We start from the raw sequence: 21,099 nt of genomic DNA, 5'->3' as shown, positions 1-21,099 counted from the left end.
CGTAGTCAGATTACAGCGAAGCTTTTTGTTGTGCGGTAGAAGTCGTTTCCTTCTCCTCTTCCACACAGGTGTCGCACGGTAAATGGCGACCAATTAATTTGCGGTAGCTAAACGCACCCAACGCAGCCCCGACAACTGGCGCAAACAGCGGTACCAGGAAGTAAGGAATGTCTTTGCCGCCGGTGAAGGCGACGTCGCCCCAGCCTGCGATAAAGGCGAACGCTTTAGGTCCGATATCACGTGCCGGGTTCATCGCGAAGCCGGTCAGCGGGCCCATGGAAGCGCCAATCACCGCGATCAGCAGGCCAATCAGCAGTGGGGCCAGCGGGCCGCGCGGAATGCCGTTTCCGTCGTCGGTCAGCGCCAGGATAACGCCCATCAGAATAGCGGTAATCACCATTTCAACTGCGAACGCCTGCACAAAATTGATATGCGGGTTTGGATAGGTTGAGAAGATGCCTGCCAGATCCAGACTTTCGACGCTGCCGCGCACCATATGATGCGTCTGTTCGAAGTCGATGAAAAGATTGTAATAAAGCCCGTAAACTAACGCCGCTGCGCAAAACGCGCCGGCAAACTGAGAAAGAATGAAAGGAACAACTTTGCGTCCGTCGAAGCACGCGAACAGCCACAGTGCGATAGTCACCGCCGGGTTAAGATGTGCACCAGAAACCCCTGCAGTCAGGTAGATGGCCATCGCCACGCCCAGACCCCAGATGATACTGATTTCCCACTGACCAAAACTGGCACCCGCCACTTTCAGTGCAGCGACACAGCCCACTCCGAAGAATATCAACAACCCGGTACCAAGGAACTCGGCAATGCACTGGCCTTTTAAGGTTGATGTCTGACTCATAATCGGAATCCTGAAGAAATTGATGTTTATTGTTAGCATGGCCGCCCGTGACAGCCACGATGCCCTGTAGACATAGTGTTAATTTATCGTTAACGAGCAAAAACGAGAAATATCGAAATCAAAATGTGTGGTCTGTGTCAATAAAATGAGCGTTTTCGCGCCATAAAGCACATTTTTACAGCAGTACAGGATCGGTACAGGAATGAGAGCTGAATCATTTCATTAACGAATGAGTTAACAATTTAGGGGGATATGACGCGAACGCACCAGGACCAGACCTAAAAGTGTTGCAAACCGCGATCTGCGCGGTGTGTCGCTGGACACAGAGCGCCGCGCTCCATACAATCGACGGTATATGTCGTGCGCGTTTATGTTAAAGCGTCGCCTTGCAATTCAGGAGAGGTAGCATCATGTCTTTAGAAGTGTTTGAGAAACTGGAATCGAAAGTACAGCAGGCGATTGACACCATCACCCTGCTGCAGATGGAAATTGAAGAGCTGAAAGAGAAGAACAACAGCCTGGCGCAGGAAGTACAGAACGCGCAGCACGGCCGCGAAGAACTGGAGCGCGAAAACAACCAGCTGCGCGAACAGCAGAACGGCTGGCAGGATCGCCTGCAGGCGCTGCTGGGACGTATGGAAGAAGTCTGATTCCCATTGGGGTGAACTGAACAGGCCGGGTAAGGCGATGCCGCTACCCGGCTTTTTTTATGCCAGTTATTAAAAAGGCCGCCAGAGGCGGCCTTAACGCTACTTGTCCTGCGCTGTCATAGCAAAAGCAACGAACACATTCGGTTCATCACTCTTTACAACGAGTACGCTGGCGACAATGAACGCGATACATAAATAGCGTTTCATTATGCGGTCCCTGCTGCTAACCGCTCCACCGTTCACCACCGGTGATAAGTCGGTGGACACAAGCCCGGTTAAAGGTTGCTTTACGGTTGTGAATACACCTTTCCCTGGACCGATGCCCATGTGCGAGATGGCGGAAAGGGACGATGCATCATAATGAGCAGCAGCAGCGTAGTTAAGGTTTTAATAGTTAATTAGGAATTTATAAAGGGTCGATGGGGTTACCTGAGATTTGAACCAGGGTAAGATAAAAATCCTGGTTAAAGGTTGCAAACCTTCCCAACGGACCGCGAATCCCGAGGGACAAAAAAACCGCCACATTGCTGTTGGCGGTTTTTTTTATGGTCCACGCTTACGGTTTTATTACTCGATATCCAGCGGATCTTCGGAAAGGATAATGCCGGTATTATCGGCGTAGAGATGGTCGCCGGAGAAGAAGGTCACGCCGCCGAAATTGACGCGCACGTCGCTTTCGCCGATACCGTCACCCGCTGCTCCTACCGGTATGGCCGCGATGGCCTGAATCCCGATATCGAGGTCTTCCAGATCATCCACCTGACGCACGGAACCGTACACCACAAGGCCTTCCCACTCGTTCTGCACGGCAATACCGGCCAGCTCAGCATCAATCAATGCGCGCCGCACGGAACCGCCGCCATCGACCACCAGTACGCGGCCGCGGCCGTTCTGTTCGAGCAGATCGTACAACAACCCGTTATCCTCGAAACATTTCACCGTGACGATCTGTCCGCCAAACGACGACCGCCCACCAAAGTTGGAGAACAGCGGTTCAACGACGTTGACATCTTCCTGGTAGATGTCACAAAGCTCGGAGGTATCGTATTTCATAGGTTTAACGCTCAGTTGCTGCGAATGTGTTCAGTATATCGTGCGAAATGCGTTGTTGGCAAAATCATCAATTGTTAATTGATATTTGTCAGCTAACTGAGCGTCTGGCTTAAGACAATCCCGATGACGAACAACAGGTTAGTCAGCAGCGCGCCTTTTACCGTGCGCTCCAGCATCGGCGGCATGGCGGCCGGGCTACGTTCACGCATCACAAAACGGGCCTGCTTAATCAGCAGCGGCGCGGCAAGCACAAACAGCCAGCCCCACAGACTGTGCAGGGAAATCAGGTTAAACAACGCCAGGCAGACCAGGGCCCCCATCAGCAGGCAGGCATGGTAGCGACGCGCATTCACTGGCCCCAGACGGACCGCCAGGGTGTTTTTACCGTTCTCGCGATCGCTGTCGATGTCGCGCAGGTTGTTGATGTTGAGCACCGCTGTCGCCAGCAGGCCGCAGGCGGTCGCAGGCAGGAACAGGGCAGGGATTACCGTATGCGCCTGTAAGTACCAGCTTCCCATGACGCTCAGCCAGCCGAAGAAAACCAGGACGGAGATATCACCGAGCCCAATATAACCGTAAGGTCGCGTGCCGACGGTGTAGGTGATGGCCGCGATAATGGCCAATAAGCCCAGCACCAGAAAACCAATGAAATCGCTGGGAGTCTTAGATGCCACCGTCACCAGCGCCAGACCCGATAAACAGATCAGCACCACGGTGATGATTAACGCGCGCTTCATCTGCGCCTGGGTAATCACCCCTTTTTGCATTCCACGCAGCGGCCCGATACGGTCAGGTTTGTCGCTGCCTTTCACCGCGTCGCCGTAGTCGTTGGCGAGGTTGGAGAGAATTTGCAGCAGGCCGGCGGTAATCAATGCCAGCGCGGCGACCAGCGGATCGAAATAACCCTGCCACCATGCAAGCGCCGTACCGACGATAATCGCGGCGAAGGCCAGAGGGAGTGTTTTAGGGCGCAGACTTTCGAGCCACGCCTGCGTACGGCTGATGTCAGTCATAAGTATTTAGCCAATAAAAATGGGGGCATTAGCCCCCATTAAACGTGATGAGAATCCAGTAACCGCGATTATAGGATAAAACGGCTCAGATCTTCATCTGCCACTAACGCATCCAGATGTTTACTCACATATTCTGCGTCAATGGTAACGGTTTGACCGTTCAGGTCGCTCGCGTCGTAAGAGATATCTTCCACCAGGCGTTCCAGCACGGTATGCAGACGGCGCGCACCGATGTTTTCGGTGGTTTCGTTCACCTGCCATGCAGCCTGGGCAATACGTTTGATACCGTCTTCGGTGAACTCGAGGTTCACGCCTTCGGTCGCCATCAGCGCTTTGTACTGTACGGTGGCAGAGGCGTTTGGCTCGGTCAGGATACGCTCGAAATCTTCGGTGGTCAGCGCCTGCAGCTCAACGCGGATAGGCAGACGGCCCTGCAGTTCCGGGATCAGATCCGACGGGCTGGCAACCTGGAAGGCACCTGATGCGATAAACAGGATGTGGTCCGTTTTCACCATGCCGTGCTTGGTGGAGACGGTACAGCCTTCAACCAGCGGCAGCAGGTCGCGCTGAACGCCTTCGCGGGACACGTCCGGGCCGGAGCTGTTGCCGCCGCGCTTACAAATTTTGTCGATTTCGTCGATAAACACGATACCGTGCTGCTCAACCGCGTCGATAGCGTCCTGCTTCAGCTCTTCCGGGTTCACCAGCTTCGCCGCTTCTTCTTCAATCAGCAGCTTCATCGCGTCTTTGATTTTCAGCTTACGCGCTTTTTGCTTCTGACCGCCCAGGTTCTGGAACATGGACTGCAGCTGGCTGGTCATCTCTTCCATGCCCGGAGGCGCCATGATTTCCACACCCATTGGCGCGGCAGCGAGATCGATCTCAATCTCTTTGTCATCCAGCTGGCCTTCACGCAGTTTTTTGCGGAACGCCTGACGTGCAGCAGACGGTTCCGCCTGCTGTTCAGCCTGACCCCAGTTGTTTTTTGCCGGCGGGATCAGCACGTCGAGAATGCGCTCTTCGGCCATCTCTTCCGCGCGATAGCGGTTTTTCTCAATCGCCTGGACGCGCACCATTTTGATCGCCGAGTCGGTCAGATCGCGGATGATGGAGTCCACTTCTTTACCCACATAGCCCACTTCGGTGAACTTGGTGGCTTCAACTTTGATGAACGGCGCGTTAGCCAGCTTCGCCAGACGACGGGCGATTTCGGTTTTACCGACGCCGGTCGGGCCGATCATCAGAATGTTTTTCGGCGTAACTTCGTGGCGCAGCTCTTCGTCAAGCTGCATACGACGCCAGCGGTTACGCAGGGCGATAGCCACGGAGCGCTTGGCGTTATCCTGGCCGATAATGTGTTTGTTCAGTTCGCTGACAATTTCGCGTGGGGTCATTTCAGACATGGGAGATCCTTACGCTTTGGAGGTCAATTCTTCGATGGTGTGGTTGTGGTTGGTATAGATGCAGATATCACCTGCAATATCCAACGCCTTCACCGCGATATCACGCGCGTTCATGTCGGTATTTTCCAACAGCGCGCGGGCAGCAGCCTGGGCATAAGGGCCGCCAGAGCCGATGGCAATCAGGTCATTTTCCGGCTGAATCACGTCACCGTTACCGGTGATGATAAGCGATGCGGTCTCATCGGCGACCGCCAGCAGCGCTTCGAGCTTGCGCAGCATGCGGTCGGTACGCCAGTCTTTCGCCAGCTCAACGGCGGCTTTCACCAGATGACCCTGGTGCATTTCCAGTTTACGTTCAAACAGTTCAAACAGCGTGAAAGCATCCGCCGTGCCGCCTGCAAAGCCGGCGATCACTTTGTCGTTGTAGAGACGACGCACTTTCTTCACGTTGCCTTTCATGACGGTATTACCCAGCGTGGCCTGGCCATCACCGGCGATTACCACATGGCCGTTACGGCGTACACTTACTATTGTTGTCACGAGCAGACCCCCTGGTTACAGAATCGGGAAACAGAAGCCCTGAGCCTGTGCTCAGGGCTGAATTAAATGATAGATGGGGGGGAATTTGGGGGTTTCAACCCCCGGAGGCGAGTCGAATGCAGTTTGTGTGACCGGCGATTTTCAAACGAGAAAGGGTGCCATCGGCATTTTCTTTGCCTTTGACCGGACCAATCACCACGCGATTCCAGCCGTTATTGGTGGTAATACGCGAATCAAACCCTTCAAAGGCCAGCTGCGCGCGCACCGTTTCCGCCTGCTCCGCACCTTTGAACGAACCGCACTGTACCATCCAGCGACGTTCGTCTTTTTTCTCCGCCGTCTGCTTCGGCGCTTCGGTCTCTTTCGTTACCGGCGCGGCCTGCTGCGTTTTCGGCTGCTGGGCGGTGGTATGCGCTGGCGTCTGGAGCAGATCCTGATACGGCTGAGCCGCCTGCTTCTGCGGCTGCGTTTTAGGCTGCTGCTGGACAGGTTGAGACTGCACCGTACGCGTCGGCTGCTGATACGGCTGTTCCGTGACCCGCGGCTGTGCCTTAGGCTGCTGTACCGGCTGAGTTTGCGCCCACTGCTGTTGCTGCTGAATCTGCTGTTGTGCCTGGCGACGCTGCAGCGTTTGCTGACGCTGTTCCGGCGTCTGCTCATTCCACGGCACTTCGTTCAGCTGCGTAGGCTGCTGGCGCATATCGGCCTGCATTTGTGCCAGCAGTTGACGCTGTTCATCCGTCAGCTGATTCGCATTCTGCACTTCACCACCCGCAGAAGGTTCGGTTGGCGCACGCACCCCAGGCTGACGGCTCTCCAGCTCTTTGATATAGCGCCAGCGCTCTTCAGGCTTCGGAGGGAGGCCATTTCCGGCGACTTTACTGGCCTGAAGCGCCTCGGACTCTTCTTTTTTATGGTGCGTGATAAAGTACAGGCCACCAATAAAGGCGACGACTACAGCCGCAGCAATAGCGACCATTGCTGGCGAGACAGCAGGCAGGTTACGTTGCTTTTTTCTTGAGCTACTCTTTTTGCGTCGCGAAGGTGCCGGCTGGCCGCGACGTACATAATCTCGTTGTGCCACTATCGTTTCGCTGTATTTATTCGTTCGTCAGTCCGCCATGTTACTTAAGCGGCGGGGCTTTGACCAGATAAGGGTATCCGAAAGACGTTTACTTTAAGTCAATGCCTGGGTCGTGCCGCGGACGATCAGTTCGCAGTCCAGCAACCGTGATCCGCTGCTAACTGTTTGACCGTGAAGCTGATCCAGCAGAAGCAGCATCGCTTCGCGGCCGATTTGGTAGCGCGGCTGAGCGACCGTTGAGAGCGGCGGATCGCAAAATTCCGAAAGCGAAATATTATCGAAACCGATGATGGATAAATCTTTCGGTATGCGAAGACCGCGGCGTTTGGCATACGATAATGCGCCCAGCGCCATCACGTCGCTGTGACAAAATACGGCGGTTGGCGGCTCAGGCAGGTCCAGAAGTTTCTCCAGCGCCTGTCCACCGGCTGCGAAGGTAAAATCACCGCGCGCAATGTAGTGCGGATCGACGGTAACGCCGGTCCGGCGCAGCGCCTGAACGTAGCCCTGCAAACGGTAGTGACACAGCGGCATCTCTTCCGGCCCGGCGATGCAGCCAATACGCTTATGCCCCAGCTCCTGGAGATAGTTTACGGCGTTGAACGCGGCGGTAAGGTTATCGATATGGACCGTCGGCAGCTCCAGCTCTGGCGCAAACTCGTTGGCCATGACCATCGGCGGTAAATTACGCTGCTCTTCGATGCTGGCATCAAACGGCAGGCGAGAGCCAAGCAGCAGCATGCCGTCGATCTGCTTGGTGATAATGAGGTCGATGAAGGTTTTTTCCTGCTGGTTCTGGTGGGCGCAGTCGCCAATCAGCACCAGATACCCCTGTTCCGCGGCGGTGACTTCAATGCCGCGGATAATCTCGCTAAAGAAAGGGTCACAGATGTCCGGCACAATCACCAGGATGGTGCGTGACTCGTTGCGTTTGACGTTACGCCCCATTGCCTGCGGAAAATAGCCCACTTCAAGCGCAGCCTGCTCCACCCGGTTACGGGTCGCCTGGGAGACTTTATCCGGGTTCATTAATGCGCGGGATACTGTTGCCGTAGAGACCTGTGCTTTCTGGGCAACGTCTTTCATGGTCGCAGTCGCAACCTCTTTCCTGGACTTCAACGTCTTCTCCTCGCCTGAACACCGAACTTCTGACATCACCATTTTTACAGATAGTTAATGGAATCGGTTACAGAATTTTCATAAAAAGTGTGAGGAGCGTTAAATTTTTCGATCCAGCTTCAGCCTTCGATAGGGTCGACGTCCAGGACCCACTTCACTTTTCGCGCTTCGGGCAGGGTGTTTATCAGTACCAGCGCGCCGCTGACGATATGCTGAAGACGAATACGCGAGGGGTGCTGGAGCAAAATCTGCCAGCGGAAACGGCCGCCGCGTTTTGGCGCGAGGGCAGGCACCGGGCCCAAAATCCACAGCTGGTTATCCACCAGCGGGCTGGCCTGCAGGAGGTTTCTCAACTGTTGCAGGAAAAGTGGCGCCTGCTGGTTGTTATGATCTTCCGCGCGGATGATGACGTGGCTGGTCCACGGCGGCAGTTGCATGGTCTGGCGTTCGGCCAGCGCCTGCTCGGCAAAGGCGTCATAGCCTTTGTGCAGCAGGGTTTGCAGCAGCGGGTGCTCCGGGTGGTGTGTTTGCAGCACTACTTCGCCCTGTTTACCGGCGCGTCCTGCGCGTCCGGCTACCTGGGTGTAAAGCTGTGCGAAGCGCTCGGCGGAGCGGAAATCTGCCGAGAACAGCGCGCCGTCCACGTCCAGCAGGGCGACCAGCGTCACGTCCGGGAAGTGGTGGCCCTTGGCCAGCATCTGGGTGCCAATCAGGATGCGTGCGCCACCGCGATGCACTTCCGCCAGCTGTTGTTCCAGCGCGCCTTTGCGGCTGGTGGTGTCACGGTCGATACGCGAAATCGGCACGTCCGGGAAGAAGGGCCCAAGCGCCTGTTCCAGCTGTTCCGTCCCCAGACCGACCGGCACAATATGCGTTGAACCACATGACGGGCACTGGCGCGGCACCGGACGCTGGCTGTCGCAGTGGTGGCAGCGCAAATGCCGCTGGGCCTGATGGAAGGTGTAGTAGTGATCACAGCGCGGGCACTCGGCAATCCAGCCGCAGTCGTGGCACAGCAGGGCGGGGGCAAATCCACGACGGTTGAGGAACAGAATGACCTGATTCCCCGCCTGCAAATGCTGGCGCATGCGGGTAATCAGCGCAGGCGCTAGCCCCGCCTGGACCTGCTGGCCTTTCAGATCCAGCACGTGCTGAATGGCCGGACGGGCATTCCCCGCCCGGCGCGTCAGGCGCAGCATGTGGTATTTACGCTGGCGCACGTTGTGCAGCGTTTCCAGCGCAGGCGTGGCGGATCCCAAAACAATAGGAATTTGCTCGCTGTGCGCGCGGTAGACGGCCAGATCGCGGGCGTGATAGCGCCAGCCTTCCTGCTGTTTATAGGAGCTGTCGTGCTCTTCGTCGATCACGATTACGCCAAGATTTTTAAACGGCGTGAACAGCGACGAACGGGTACCAATCACAATCGCCGCTTCGCCGTTTTTCGCTTTCAACCAGGCACTGAGGCGCTCGCTGTCGTTCAGGCCGGAGTGCAGCACCTCAACCGGCGCGTTAAAGCGCTCGCGGAATCGGGCGATGGTTTGCGGCGTCAGGCCAATTTCCGGCACCATCACCAGCGCCTGTTTGCCCTGAGCGAGCACGTTTTCCAGCACGCTCAGGTAAACTTCGGTCTTGCCGGAACCGGTGACGCCCGCCAGCAGCCAGGCAGAGAAATGATCGGAGGCGCTATGAATCGCGCCTACCGCGGTGGCCTGCTCGGTATTCAGACGCAGGCGATCCCCTGACACGGAGAAATTTTCCCGCCAGTCGTAAAGGGCAGGCGCTTCGCTTGCCAGGTCGCTCAGCCCTTTCTTTCTTAATGCCTGTAGCGCCGTTTCGCTGACCTCAAGCTCGTCGACCTGATGCCGCCAGATTTTCCCCTGACGCAGCGCCGCCAGCGCCTGCTGCTGTTTCTGCGAGCGCTTCAGGCTGTTGATGTCGACGGCCTGGCCTTCCTCTGTGGCAAACCAGTACCACATCGGCGCGTGGCTGGCGCTTTTGCCCTGACGCAGCATCATTGGCAGGGCGTGGAACAGGACGTCGCCAATCGGGTGATGATAATAATCTGCCGCCCACAGCAGCAGTCGCCAGGTGCTGGTGGAGTAAACAGGCTCGCTGTCCAGCACCTCAACGACCGATTTCAGTTCGTTAAGCGGCAGTTCGCTTTTATCGCTGACGGAGACAACGATCCCCACGCGCTGCTGTTTGCCAAATGGCACGCTCACGCGGCAGCCCGCTTTGGCGTTCATGCAGTCGGGCAGCAGATAGTCAAAGGTGCGGGGAAGCGGAACGGGCAGGGCAACGTGAGCGACGGGCATCGAATCTTCCTGACTTGAAAAGTGGCGCGTTAGTATACACATTAGTAAAAGTGGCGTGCGGATCAGTTTGCATACGTTGGTCAAATTCTGTATGATTCGCCGCCTTTGGTGTACTTTACGCCAAAGAACTTACAATCAACATCGCGTGGTGTCTGGCGTTAGGGCTGGAAGAGCGACGCGGCCTTAACTGAGGTTCTCCCATGAAAAAAGATATTCACCCGAAATACGAAATGATTACTGCAAACTGTTCTTGCGGTAACTCTATCCAGATCCGCTCTACCGTGGGTCACGATCTGAACCTGGACGTGTGCGGCAAATGCCACCCGTTCTACACTGGTAAGCAGCGTGATGTTGCAACCGGTGGCCGTGTTGACCGCTTCAACAAGCGTTTCAGCATCCCGGGCGCTAAATAAGCATCCAGAAAAAACCGCCTACGGGCGGTTTTTTTGTGCCTGTTATATCCCTTCTGAATAAATCACACCTGGATATTTCTATCCAAAATAATTAATTACGCATCATTGTATTAAAATATTTGTCTGATGTATTCTTTAACGGATAGTGAACTGCATCTCTCATTTCTTTAATTCTTTGCCACCTTTTAATGAGTGTGTCAAAAATTAAAAGGTTTCTCTCGTTTCGTAAAATTACACTTCGCCCGTCATACATTCTTATTCGCCATTACGACAAGGTGGCTTTCAGGGCGCATTTACTTCGAGGGAACTGTTATGAAATTGAAGCAAGTCTTATTTGTGCTTCCGTTAATATCGTGCGCGGCGCAGGCGGGATATGTGGATTACCGACACGAGTATTACGACGATGGGCGTAACTATGACCGTGTATACATGTCACACCGCTTTGGCACAGGCTTTGGCGTAGCGGTTGAGGCGGTATCGCGCTCCGATAACAAGCAGTCTAACGACGCGCTTAATAATATGGAAAGTAACAGCAACGAATATACCGCAAGCTATCAATTTACCTGGCAAGGTTTTATCTGGCAGCCGGGCGTCGCCGTTGAAATGGGTGATGATATGGCCATCTATAAGCCTTATCTGCGCGTACAGTATAATATTAATGACAGTTGGTGGACGGCATTTCGTTATCGTACGGAGTACACTCGCCGTAATGCTGACGGTAAAGATGATCGTATGGTTTATCGTCCGGAAGTGTGGCTGGGTTATAATATTGATAGCTGGATGTTCGAGTTAAACGGCATTTATAAATTCGCCGACAACGAAGACCTGTATAACAATAAAAAAGAAGATTACGAATATAACTTCCGCGTGGCGTATAACATCGACTCGTGGATCCCGTTTATCGAAGTGGGCAATGTCCCTTCCGGCTATAACACCGCCACCAGCGACGATCGCCAGACGCGTCTGCGCGTGGGTTTAGGCTACAACTTCTAAAAACTATCCCGCTGAGTCACCTCAGCGGGATCACACCGCAGTTAGTATTCCCACGTCTCCGGGTCAATACCCAGTTCACGCATGATTACTTTCGCCTCTTCCGGGATTTCGTCACTACGCTCTTTGCGCAGATCGTCATCGTTCGGCAACGGTTGACCGGTAAACGCATGCAGAAACGCTTCGCACAGCAGTTCGCTGTTGGTTGCGTGGCGCAGGTTATTCACCTGACGACGCGTACGTTCATCGGTGAGGATCTTCAACACCTTCAGAGGAATGGAAACCGTAATTTTCTTTACTTGCTCACTCTTCTTACCGTGCTCAGCGTATGGGCTGATATATTCGCCGCTCCATTCAGCCATGAGATACCTTTAATCCTCTCAGTCATTTATTTAAAGGTGCAAAACCGGTAACCACCCGTTTTGAACCGCAATCTTGCCTAGTTTACCGTAGAGACGATACCGTGGCACGGATATTGCCGCTGCAGCGTGCACTAAAGCATATAATTTTAACGGCTATTTGCGCATTGCTCAATCTATACGCAAAGAAGTTTAGATGTCCAGATGTATTGACGTCCATACTTTCAGTGTTTACTCTGGTGCCTGACTTTTCACCTCATTCGCCAGGAAGCCCTCACCATGACGCGTAAACAGGCCACTATCGCAGTGCGTAGCGGATTAAATGATGACGAGCAGTACGGCTGCGTTGTCCCGCCCATTCATCTTTCCAGTACTTACAACTTCACCGGATTTAATGAACCCCGCGCGCATGATTACTCGCGTCGTGGCAACCCTACGCGTGACGTGACCCAGCGCGCGCTGGCCGAACTGGAAGGTGGCGCAGGTGCTGTGTTAACCAACACGGGGATGTCCGCCATTCACCTGGTAACCACCGTGTTCCTGAAACCAGGTGACCTGCTGGTTGCGCCGCACGATTGCTACGGCGGCAGCTATCGCCTGTTCGATAGCCTGGCGAAACGCGGCTGTTATCGCGTATTGTTTGTCGATCAAAACGACGAACAGGCGTTGAAACAGGCGCTGGCAGAGAAACCGAAGCTGGTTCTGGTAGAAAGTCCAAGCAATCCATTGTTGCGCGTTGTCGATATTGCGAAAATTTGTCAGCTCGCAAGGGATGCGGGAGCGATAAGTGTAGTGGATAATACGTTCCTCAGTCCGGCCCTTCAGAACCCACTCGCACTGGGTGCCGATCTGGTATTGCATTCATGCACTAAATATCTGAACGGCCATTCTGACGTGGTAGCAGGCGTGGTGATTGCTAAAGATCCGGATGTTGTCACCGAACTGGCATGGTGGGCCAATAATATTGGCGTCACCGCAGGCGCCTTCGACAGCTACCTGCTGTTGCGCGGCATCCGCACGCTGTCGCCGCGCATGGACGTGGCGCAGCGCAATGCTCAGGCGATTGTCGACTTCCTGAAAACCCAGCCGCTGGTGAAGAAACTGTATCACCCGTCGCTGCCGGAAAATCAGGGGCACGAGATTGCCGCGCGCCAGCAGAAAGGGTTTGGCGCGATGTTAAGTTTTGAACTGGACGGTGACGAGCAAACGCTGCGTCGCTTCCTGAGCGGGCTGTCATTGTTTACGCTGGCGGAATCCTTAGGTGGGGTTGAAAGCTTGATCTCCCACGCCGCGACCATGACGCACGCAGGAATGGCACCCGAAGCACGTGCCGCCGCCGGTATTTCTGAGACGCTGCTGCGGATCTCAACCGGTATTGAAGATTCTGAAGATTTAATTGCCGATCTGGAAAATGGCTTCCGGATCGCAGCCAAGGGGTAATCATGAGTGTGATAGCGCAGGCAGGGGCGAAGGGTCGTCAACTGCACAAGTTTGGTGGTAGTAGTCTTGCTGATGTGAAATGTTACCTGCGTGTCGCAGGGATCATGACGGAATATTCACAGCCGGGTGACATGATGGTTGTCTCGGCGGCGGGCAGCACCACCAACCAGTTGATTAGCTGGCTGAAACTGAGCCAGACCGATCGCCTTTCTGCGCATCAGGTGCAACAGTCCTTACGTCGTTACCAGAGCGAGCTGATTGCTGGCTTGCTGCCTGCGGACGTAGCGGACGGGCTGATCAGCGCCTTCACGCATGACCTTGAGCGTCTGGCCGCCCTGCTGGATAGCGGCATTACCGATGCGGTGTATGCCGAAGTGGTGGGGCACGGTGAAGTGTGGTCCGCGCGCCTGATGGCTGCGGTTCTGCAACACCTGGGTGTGGACGCCGCCTGGCTCGACGCGCGTGATTTCCTGCGCGCCGAACGTGCCGCGCAGCCACAGGTGGATGAAGGCCTGTCCTACCCGCTGCTGCAACAGCTGCTGGTGCAGCATCCGGGCAAACGCATTGTGGTTACCGGCTTTATCAGCCGCAGCAACGCGGGTGAAACCGTGCTGCTGGGCCGTAACGGCTCCGACTACTCGGCAACGCAAATCGGTGCGCTGGCGGGCGTGTCCCGCGTCACCATCTGGAGCGACGTGGCCGGTGTTTACAGCGCGGACCCGCGCAAAGTAAAAGATGCCTGCCTGCTGCCGCTGCTGCGCCTGGATGAAGCCAGCGAACTGGCGCGTCTGGCCGCACCGGTGCTGCACGCGCGCACCCTGCAGCCGGTTTCCGGCAGCGATATCGACCTCCAGCTGCGCTGCAGCTACACCCCGGATCAAGGCTCCACGCGCATTGAGCGCGTGCTGGCGTCCGGTACCGGGGCGCGTATTGTTACCAGCCACGACGACATCTGCCTGATTGAATTCCAGGTTCCTGCGGGCCAGGACTTCAGGCTGGCGCATAAAGAGATCGACACGATCCTGAAACGCGCCCAGGTGCGTCCGCTGGCCGTGGGTGTTCACAATGACCGTCAGCTGCTGCAGTTCTGCTATACCGCAGAAGTGGCGGACAGCGCCCTGAAAATTCTGGATGAAGCCGGTCTGCCGGGCGAGCTTCGCCTGCGTCAGGGGCTGGCGCTGGTGGCGATGGTGGGCGCGGGCGTCACCCGTAACCCGCTGCACTGCCACCGCTTCTGGCAGCAGCTGAAAGGCCAGCCGGTGGAATTTACCTGGCAATCGGAAGAGGGCATTAGCCTGGTGGCCGTTCTGCGCAAAGGGCCAACCGAAAGCCTGATTCAGGGTCTGCATACCTCCCTGTTCCGCGCGGAAAAACGCATCGGCCTGGTGCTGTTTGGTAAAGGCAACATCGGTTCCCGCTGGCTGGAGCTGTTTGCCCGCGAACAGGTCACGCTTTCGGCGCGTACCGGGTTCGAATTCATTCTCGCAGGCGTGGTGGATAGCCGCCGCAGCCTGCTGAACTACGAAGGACTCGATGCCAGCCGCGCGCTTGCCTTCTTTAATGATGAAGCCGTCGAGCAGGATGAAGAGTCGCTGTTCCTGTGGATGCGTGCGCACCCGTATGACGATCTGGTGGTGCTGGACGTTACCGCCAGCGAACAGCTTGCCGATCAGTATCTTGATTTCGCCAGCCATGGTTTCCACGTCATCAGCGCCAACAAGCTGGCGGGGGCAAGCAGCACCGACAAATACCGCCAGATCCACGACGCGTTTGAAAAAACCGGTCGTCACTGGCTGTATAACGCCACCGTGGGTGCGGGCCTGCCGGTAAACCACACCGTGCGCGACCTGATTGAAAGCGGCGACAGCATTCTGGCGCTGAGCGGTATCTTCTCCGGCACGCTCTCCTGGCTGTTCCTGCAGTTTGACGGCACCGTACCGTTCACCGACCTGGTGGATCAGGCGTGGCAGCAGGGCTTAACGGAACCCGATCCGCGCGTTGACCTCTCCGGTAAAGACGTGATGCGCAAGCTGGTGATCCTGGCGCGGGAAGCCGGTTATGACATCGAACCGGATTCCGTCCGCGTCGAGTCGCTGGTGCCTGCCGGCTGTGAAGAAGGTTCTGTGGACCATTTCTTTGAAAATGGCGAAGAACTTAACGAGCAGATGGTGCAGCGTCTGGAAGCCGCAAACGAGATGGGGCTGGTGCTGCGCTACGTGGCGCGTTTCGAGGCCAACGGAAAAGCGCGAGTCGGTGTCGAGGCGGTGCGTCCTGAACATCCGCTGGCGGCGCTGCTGCCGTGCGATAACGTCTTCGCCATCGAAAGCCGCTGGTACCGCGATAACCCGCTGGTGATCCGCGGCCCGGGCGCCGGGCGCGACGTTACTGCCGGTGCCATCCAGTCCGACATCAACCGTCTGGCTAAGCTGCTGTAAAAACTCAATTTCCCTCTCCCTGTGGGAGAGGGTTAGGGTGAGTGCAGTCTGATGCACTCACCCCTATCATGAATTTCCCTCATCTTCCCTGAGCAAACCTCACCGTTATTGTTGATTATTTCTATTGACGTCCCTCCGCTTTTCCGTCATTTTTACATCTGGACGTCTAAACGTATAGAAGTTCACAACACAACAGACAATGACACGCGATTGATAGGGGTAGGGTATGAGCTTTTTTCACGCCAACCAGCGGGAAGCACTGAACCAGAGCCTGGCCGAAGTAAACGGCCAGATTAACGTCTCTTTTGAATTTTTCCCGCCGCGCACCAGTGAAATGGAGCAAACCCTGTGGAGTTCTATCGATCGTCTCAGCAGCCTGAAACCGAAGTTTGTCTCCGTGACCTACGGTGCGAACTCCGGCGAGCGTGACCGTACCCACAGCATCATTAAAGGCATCAAAGATCGTACCGGTCTGGAAGCGGCGCCGCATCTCACCTGTATCGACGCCACCCGCGACGAGCTGCGTGCCATCGCCCAGGATTACTGGAATAACGGCATTCGGCATATTGTTGCGCTGCGCGGCGATCTGCCGCCGGGCAGCGGTAAGCCGGACATGTATGCCGCCGATCTGGTCGGGCTGTTGAAGGGCGTGGCTGACTTTGATATTTCCGTTGCCGCTTATCCTGAAGTTCATCCGGAAGCGAAAAGCGCCCAGGCGGATCTGCTTAACCTCAAGCGTAAGGTGGATGCCGGCGCGAACCGCGCCATTACCCAGTTCTTCTTTGATGTAGAAAGCTATCTGCGCTTCCGTGACCGCTGCGTTTCCGCGGGCATCGACGTTGAAATTATCCCGGGTATTTTGCCGGTCTCTAACTTCAAACAGGCGAAGAAATTTGCTGATATGACCAATGTGCGTATTCCGCTTTGGATGTCTAAAATGTACGAGGGGCTGGACGATGACCCGGAAACACGCAAGCTGGTGGGCGCAAACATCGCGATGGACATGGTGAAGATCTTAAGTCGTGAAGGGGTGAAGGATTTCCACTTCTACACGCTGAACCGTGCTGAGATGAGTTACGCCATATGCCACACGCTCGGCGTTAGACCAGGCGTGTAACAAAAAAGAGCCCTCTTCGGAGGGTTTTTTGATTTATAAGGGTTTTATTTTCCTGCCATATCAGCAATGCTGCCTTTGACGTACAAAACTCATGTATTTTCCATGGGAAATTAAACGGATTTAACTATCGAATCTGTGGGTTATCTCAACTATACCTTATCAATAAGGGCGTATATCGTAACGGTAACACTGTAAAAGGGAGCATAGCGATGAGCACGTCAGACGAGACCAATAAAGCGGCATCAGTCGGCAAATGCCCGTTCCATCAGGGCGGCGTCGATCACAGCGCGGGCGCAGGTACAGGCAGCCGCGACTGGTGGCCAAAACAACTCCGCATCGATCTTCTTAACCAACATTCCAATCGTTCGAACCCGCTGGGTGAAGACTTCGACTACCGCAAAGAATTCAGCAAACTTGATTACTCTGCCCTTAAAGGCGACCTTAAAGCGCTCTTAACCGACTCTCAGCCGTGGTGGCCAGCCGACTGGGGCAGCTACGCGGGTCTGTTTATCCGCATGGCGTGGCACGGCGCGGGTACCTATCGCTCCGTTGACGGGCGCGGTGGGGCTGGACGCGGTCAACAGCGCTTTGCGCCGCTGAACTCCTGGCCGGATAACGTGAGCCTGGATAAAGCGCGCCGTCTGCTGTGGCCCATCAAGAAAAAATACGGACAAAAAATCTCCTGGGCTGACCTGTTTATCCTCGCGGGTAACGTGGCGCTGGAGAATTCGGGCTTCCGCACCTTTGGTTTCGGTGCCGGGCGTGAAGACGTCTGGGAACCGGATCTGGACGTGAACTGGGGTGATGAAAAAGCCTGGCTGACCCACCGCGATCCGGAAGCGCTGGCGAAGCGTCCTCTGGCCGCCACCGAAATGGGCCTGATCTACGTGAACCCGGAAGGGCCAAACGCCAGCGGTGAACCACTGTCAGCGGCGGCAGCGATTCGCGCGACCTTCGGCAACATGGGCATGAACGATGAAGAGACCGTGGCGCTGATTGCAGGCGGCCACACCCTCGGCAAGACTCACGGCGCGGGTGAAGCCACCCACGTGGGTACCGACCCGGAAGCCTCACCAATTGAAGCGCAGGGCCTGGGCTGGGCGAGCACGCTCGGCACGGGCGTGGGCGCTGATGCCATTACCTCCGGTCTGGAAGTCATCTGGTCACAAACCCCGACGCAGTGGAGCAACTACTTCTTCGAGAACCTATTCAAATACGAATGGGTGCAGACCCGCAGCCCGGCAGGGGCGATTCAGTTTGAAGCCGTTGATGCGCCGGAAATCATGCCCGATCCGTTCGACCCGTCGAAAAAACGCAAGCCGACCATGCTGGTCACCGACCTGACGCTGCGTTTTGATCCGGAATTCGAAAAGATTTCCCGCCGTTTCCTGAACGATCCGCAGGCCTTCAACGAAGCCTTCGCGCGCGCGTGGTTCAAACTGACCCACCGTGATATGGGGCCAAAATCGCGTTACCTTGGCCCGGAAGTGCCGAAAGAAGATCTGATTTGGCAGGACCCGCTGCCGCAGGCGGTGTTCAATCCGACCAAAGAAGACATTGAAAGCCTGAAGGCGGAAATTGCGGCGTCCGGTCTGTCTGTCAGCGAGCTGGTTTCTGTGGCCTGGGCGTCGGCATCGACCTTCCGCGGCGGCGATAAACGTGGCGGTGCCAACGGCGCGCGTCTGGCGCTGGCGCCTCAGCGTGACTGGGATGTGAACGCCGCGGCGGTTCGCGCGTTACCGGCGCTCGAAGCTATCCAGCGCACCACCAACAAAGCCTCTCTGGCCGATATCATCGTCCTGGCGGGCGTGGTAGGCGTTGAGCAGGCCGCAAAAGCGGCGGGCGTGTACGTCACCGTGCCGTTCACGCCGGGCCGCATGGATGCGCGTCAGGATCAGACGGATATCGAGATGTTTAACCTGCTCGAACCGATTGCCGATGGCTTCCGCAACTACCGTGCGCAGGTGGATGTGTCCACCACGGAGTCGCTGCTGGTTGATAAAGCCCAGCAGCTGACGCTGACCGCGCCGGAGCTGACGGTGCTGATTGGTGGCCTGCGCGTGCTGGGTGCCAACTTTGATGGCAGCAAGAACGGCGTGTTCACCAACCGTGAGGGCGTGCTGAGCACTGATTTCTTCGTGAATCTGCTGGATATGAACACCCAGTGGAAGGCGACCGACGAATCCAATGAGCTGTTTGCCGGAAGCGATCGCGCCAGCGGTGAAGTGAAATATACCGCCACCCGCGCCGATCTGGTCTTCGGTTCTAACGCCGTCCTGCGCGCGCTGGCAGAGGTTTATGCCAGCGATGATGCGCATGAGAAGTTCGTTCGCGACTTCGTTGCCGCATGGGCGAAGGTAATGGATTTGGATCGGTTTGACGTGAAGTAACCCTTGTGCCGGGTGGCGACTACGCCTTACCCGGCCTGGAAATTAAAGTGCCATGTAGGCCGGGTAAGCGCAGCGCCACCCGGCTTTTTTTATTACTCCCACTCCTGCAGGAATCGCTGTCCATACTGGTCGGCCACCAGCAGTGCCGCATAGACCTGATCCGGCGTGACGCCGCCGGGCATGTTGTGGATGGTTTCTCCTTCCGCACAGGACGCTTCGGCAATCAGACGCATTTTGGCCGGAATATCCTCTTTGATGTTCAGCTGTGCCAGCGTGATTGGCAGCCCAACGCTGTGGCAAAGCGCCGCGACGGTTTCAATTTCTTCTACCGGCGCATTTTCCAGCACCAGCTGCGTCAGGGTACCAAACGCCACTTTCTCCCCATGATAGAAGTGATGCGCGTCCGGCACTGCCGTCATACCGTTATGAATAGCGTGTGCCGCCGCCAGCCCGCCGCTTTCAAAGCCGACGCCGCTGAGATAGGTGTTGGCTTCGATAATGCGTTCCAGCGCAGGCGTCACCACATGCTGCTCCGCCGCCAGCATCGCTTTTTCACCCTCTTCAACCAGCGTGTTGTAGCACAGCTCCGCGAGCGCCAGTGCTGCCTGGGTGCATTTACCCCCGGCCATGGTGGTCGCACCGCTGCGCGAGCAGGCGCGTGCTTCAAACCAGGTCGCCAGCGCGTCGCCAATCCCGGCGGCCAGCAGACGTGCAGGCGCACCTGCTACCACTTTCGTATCCACAATGACCATGTTCGGGTTGTGCGGCAGCATCAGGTAGCGATCGAACTCGCCGCTGTCGGTGTAAATAACGGAAAGGGCGCTGCACGGCGCGTCGGTGGAGGCAATAGTCGGCGCAATGGCGACCGGCACGTTCATAAAGTGGGCCAGCGCTTTGGCGGTATCCAGCGTTTTACCGCCCCCAATACCCAGCACCGCCAGGCAGTCGGCGCTGTCGGCCAGTCTTTTCAGCCGATCGATTTCATTTTGTGAACACTCGCCGCCAAACGGCGCGATTTCGGCATGCAGTTCAGCTTTTTTAAAACTTTGTTGCAGGGTCTCTTCGGCAAAACCCAGCACAAACTTATCGCCAACGACCAGCCAGCGGTTGGCCAGCGGTTTCAGATAGTCGCCGAGACGGGTCAGTACGTCAGCGCCCTGGATATATTTCCCCGGCGATTGAATGATACGGTCCATAACAGTTCTCCCTTAGAGGTTGAGGTTACCAAACGCGTTTTTCCAGTCCTGCTCGAACTTCTCTATGGCTGACTCTACCGCCGGTGTGCCGAGCATGTGTTGCGCTACGTCTAAGGGAAGCGTGATTGCTTCACATCCTGCCAACAGGCAGTCCAGCGCCTGACGCGGCGTTTTGAAGCTGGCGGCCAGCACCTTGCTTTCCGGCGCGTGCAGTTCCAGCAGGGACTGCAGTTCCTGAACCATGCGAATGCCGTCACCGCCCTGCGCGTCGACGCGGTTTACATACGGCGCGACATATTTCGCCCCTGCGAGTGCGGCGAGCAGGCCCTGCGCCGCGCTGTAAACGGCGGTGCCCAGTGTGGTTATCCCCTGTTTTTTCAACGCTTTAATTGCGATAAGCCCCTGAGCCGTCACCGGGATTTTCACCACAATGCCCGGAATGGCGTTACTCAGACGTTTGGCTTCCGCCACCATGCCTTCGGCATCGCGGCTCATGGTTTGAGCAAACAGCGTGCCTTCCGGCCCGATGGCTTGTTGCAGGCGCGGCAGCACGTCCCAGATGGATTCACGGCTGGCGGCAATGATGCTCGGGTTGGTGGTGACGCCCGCGATGGGAAAGATGCGCGCCAGGCGTTCTACTTCCGCCACGTTGGCGGTATCCAGGTACAGTTCCATTATTTTTCCTTAAGTCAGAAAGGTTGAATAAAGGATACGGCGCACCCAGGC

Annotated in this window: 18 protein-coding genes; 7 read left to right on the top strand and 11 right to left on the bottom strand. The window is 56.3% G+C overall.

Translation table 11 applies throughout. From position 1 onward, the window contains the following. Nucleotides 1–10 precede the first annotated feature (10 nt). On the bottom strand, nt 11–856 hold the full coding sequence (locus V1572_RS02325; protein WP_014885705.1) for an MIP/aquaporin family protein: 846 nt from the start codon (nt 854–856) through the stop codon (nt 11–13). A gap of 410 nt (nt 857–1,266) precedes the next feature. Between V1572_RS02325 and zapB the strand changes: the two genes are divergently transcribed. Next, on the top strand, nt 1,267–1,506 hold the full coding sequence (gene zapB / locus V1572_RS02320) for a septal ring assembly protein ZapB (protein WP_010436935.1): 240 nt from the start codon (nt 1,267–1,269) through the stop codon (nt 1,504–1,506). Between the two features lie 567 nt (nt 1,507–2,073). Here zapB and rraA read toward each other — a convergent pair. The 7 genes from rraA to priA all read right to left on the bottom strand — a co-directional run bounded on the left by rraA (nt 2,074) and on the right by priA (nt 10,033). Further along, the gene (rraA, locus tag V1572_RS02315) at nt 2,074–2,559 is read right to left on the bottom strand and encodes a ribonuclease E activity regulator RraA (protein WP_023309687.1); all 486 of its coding nucleotides are present in this window, start codon (nt 2,557–2,559) and stop codon (nt 2,074–2,076) included. Nucleotides 2,560–2,651: 92 nt separating this feature from the next. After that, nucleotides 2,652–3,572, bottom strand: a complete 921-nt coding sequence (menA, locus tag V1572_RS02310) for a 1,4-dihydroxy-2-naphthoate polyprenyltransferase (RefSeq protein WP_008501804.1) — start codon at nt 3,570–3,572, stop codon at nt 2,652–2,654. Nucleotides 3,573–3,640: 68 nt separating this feature from the next. Then, nucleotides 3,641–4,975, bottom strand: a complete 1,335-nt coding sequence (hslU, locus tag V1572_RS02305; protein ID WP_023309685.1) for an HslU--HslV peptidase ATPase subunit — start codon at nt 4,973–4,975, stop codon at nt 3,641–3,643. Between the two features lie 9 nt (nt 4,976–4,984). Further along, on the bottom strand, nt 4,985–5,515 hold the full coding sequence (gene hslV, locus V1572_RS02300; protein WP_008501802.1) for an ATP-dependent protease subunit HslV: 531 nt from the start codon (nt 5,513–5,515) through the stop codon (nt 4,985–4,987). A 94-nt stretch (nt 5,516–5,609) separates the two neighbouring features. Then, nucleotides 5,610–6,599, bottom strand: a complete 990-nt coding sequence (ftsN, locus tag V1572_RS02295; RefSeq protein WP_032635441.1) for a cell division protein FtsN — start codon at nt 6,597–6,599, stop codon at nt 5,610–5,612. 93 nt (nt 6,600–6,692) lie between these two features. Continuing rightward, entirely contained in the window at nt 6,693–7,718 is a 1,026-nt protein-coding gene (cytR, locus tag V1572_RS02290; RefSeq protein ID WP_021242811.1) for a DNA-binding transcriptional regulator CytR, read from the bottom strand. A gap of 119 nt (nt 7,719–7,837) precedes the next feature. Further along, entirely contained in the window at nt 7,838–10,033 is a 2,196-nt protein-coding gene (gene priA / locus V1572_RS02285) for a primosomal protein N' (protein WP_395299669.1), read from the bottom strand. 200 nt (nt 10,034–10,233) lie between these two features. On the opposite strand from priA, the gene rpmE reads away from it, so the two are divergent. After that, the gene (gene rpmE, locus V1572_RS02280; RefSeq protein WP_003862040.1) at nt 10,234–10,446 is read left to right on the top strand and encodes a 50S ribosomal protein L31; all 213 of its coding nucleotides are present in this window, start codon (nt 10,234–10,236) and stop codon (nt 10,444–10,446) included. Between the two features lie 312 nt (nt 10,447–10,758). Beyond that, entirely contained in the window at nt 10,759–11,439 is a 681-nt protein-coding gene (locus V1572_RS02275) for an oligogalacturonate-specific porin KdgM family protein (protein WP_395299668.1), read from the top strand. A 41-nt stretch (nt 11,440–11,480) separates the two neighbouring features. Here the strand turns inward: V1572_RS02275 and metJ are convergent, their stop codons facing one another. After that, the gene (gene metJ, locus V1572_RS02270; RefSeq protein WP_003862042.1) at nt 11,481–11,798 is read right to left on the bottom strand and encodes a met regulon transcriptional regulator MetJ; all 318 of its coding nucleotides are present in this window, start codon (nt 11,796–11,798) and stop codon (nt 11,481–11,483) included. Between the two features lie 276 nt (nt 11,799–12,074). On the opposite strand from metJ, the gene metB reads away from it, so the two are divergent. The 4 genes from metB to katG all read left to right on the top strand — a co-directional run bounded on the left by metB (nt 12,075) and on the right by katG (nt 19,177). Continuing rightward, nucleotides 12,075–13,235 (top strand): cystathionine gamma-synthase, encoded by a 1,161-nt coding sequence (metB, locus tag V1572_RS02265; protein WP_045909121.1) that lies wholly within the window; start codon nt 12,075–12,077, stop codon nt 13,233–13,235. A 2-nt stretch (nt 13,236–13,237) separates the two neighbouring features. Then, complete coding sequence (locus V1572_RS02260) at nt 13,238–15,670, top strand: bifunctional aspartate kinase/homoserine dehydrogenase II (RefSeq protein WP_008501797.1); 2,433 nt, start codon at nt 13,238–13,240, stop codon at nt 15,668–15,670. A 226-nt stretch (nt 15,671–15,896) separates the two neighbouring features. Beyond that, nucleotides 15,897–16,787, top strand: coding sequence for a methylenetetrahydrofolate reductase (gene metF / locus V1572_RS02255; RefSeq protein WP_024909186.1), 891 nt, complete (start codon nt 15,897–15,899; stop codon nt 16,785–16,787). A 209-nt stretch (nt 16,788–16,996) separates the two neighbouring features. Further along, on the top strand, nt 16,997–19,177 hold the full coding sequence (katG, locus tag V1572_RS02250) for a catalase/peroxidase HPI (protein WP_395299667.1): 2,181 nt from the start codon (nt 16,997–16,999) through the stop codon (nt 19,175–19,177). Nucleotides 19,178–19,269: 92 nt separating this feature from the next. Here katG and V1572_RS02245 read toward each other — a convergent pair whose 3' ends face one another. Then, nucleotides 19,270–20,373 (bottom strand): glycerol dehydrogenase, encoded by a 1,104-nt coding sequence (locus V1572_RS02245; RefSeq protein ID WP_262811233.1) that lies wholly within the window; start codon nt 20,371–20,373, stop codon nt 19,270–19,272. A 12-nt stretch (nt 20,374–20,385) separates the two neighbouring features. Continuing rightward, on the bottom strand, nt 20,386–21,048 hold the full coding sequence (gene fsa, locus V1572_RS02240) for a fructose-6-phosphate aldolase (protein WP_395299666.1): 663 nt from the start codon (nt 21,046–21,048) through the stop codon (nt 20,386–20,388). Nucleotides 21,049–21,099: the final 51 nt, after the last annotated feature.

The organism is Enterobacter quasiroggenkampii, assembly GCF_043972695.1.
In the GTDB taxonomy this organism is placed as follows: Bacteria; Pseudomonadota; Gammaproteobacteria; order Enterobacterales; family Enterobacteriaceae; genus Enterobacter; species Enterobacter quasiroggenkampii.
The sequence above is the reverse complement of the archived record's forward strand: the minus strand, read 5'-3'. Positions and strand labels throughout refer to the sequence as shown.

What these genes read in the sequence shown, in the direction of transcription:
- metJ (WP_003862042.1), bottom strand. Translation starts at nt 11,798, where the DNA reads ATGGCTGAATGGAGCGGCGAATATATCAGCCCATACGCTGAGCACGGT.
- hslU (WP_023309685.1), bottom strand. Translation starts at nt 4,975, where the DNA reads ATGTCTGAAATGACCCCACGCGAAATTGTCAGCGAACTGAACAAACAC.
- V1572_RS02275 (WP_395299668.1), top strand. Translation starts at nt 10,759, where the DNA reads ATGAAATTGAAGCAAGTCTTATTTGTGCTTCCGTTAATATCGTGCGCG.
- fsa (WP_395299666.1), bottom strand. Translation starts at nt 21,048, where the DNA reads ATGGAACTGTACCTGGATACCGCCAACGTGGCGGAAGTAGAACGCCTG.
- katG (WP_395299667.1), top strand. Translation starts at nt 16,997, where the DNA reads ATGAGCACGTCAGACGAGACCAATAAAGCGGCATCAGTCGGCAAATGC.
- zapB (WP_010436935.1), top strand. Translation starts at nt 1,267, where the DNA reads ATGTCTTTAGAAGTGTTTGAGAAACTGGAATCGAAAGTACAGCAGGCG.
- menA (WP_008501804.1), bottom strand. Translation starts at nt 3,572, where the DNA reads ATGACTGACATCAGCCGTACGCAGGCGTGGCTCGAAAGTCTGCGCCCT.
- V1572_RS02260 (WP_008501797.1), top strand. Translation starts at nt 13,238, where the DNA reads ATGAGTGTGATAGCGCAGGCAGGGGCGAAGGGTCGTCAACTGCACAAG.
- V1572_RS02325 (WP_014885705.1), bottom strand. Translation starts at nt 856, where the DNA reads ATGAGTCAGACATCAACCTTAAAAGGCCAGTGCATTGCCGAGTTCCTT.
- metF (WP_024909186.1), top strand. Translation starts at nt 15,897, where the DNA reads ATGAGCTTTTTTCACGCCAACCAGCGGGAAGCACTGAACCAGAGCCTG.
- V1572_RS02245 (WP_262811233.1), bottom strand. Translation starts at nt 20,373, where the DNA reads ATGGACCGTATCATTCAATCGCCGGGGAAATATATCCAGGGCGCTGAC.
- metB (WP_045909121.1), top strand. Translation starts at nt 12,075, where the DNA reads ATGACGCGTAAACAGGCCACTATCGCAGTGCGTAGCGGATTAAATGAT.
- rpmE (WP_003862040.1), top strand. Translation starts at nt 10,234, where the DNA reads ATGAAAAAAGATATTCACCCGAAATACGAAATGATTACTGCAAACTGT.
- priA (WP_395299669.1), bottom strand. Translation starts at nt 10,033, where the DNA reads ATGCCCGTCGCTCACGTTGCCCTGCCCGTTCCGCTTCCCCGCACCTTT.
- rraA (WP_023309687.1), bottom strand. Translation starts at nt 2,559, where the DNA reads ATGAAATACGATACCTCCGAGCTTTGTGACATCTACCAGGAAGATGTC.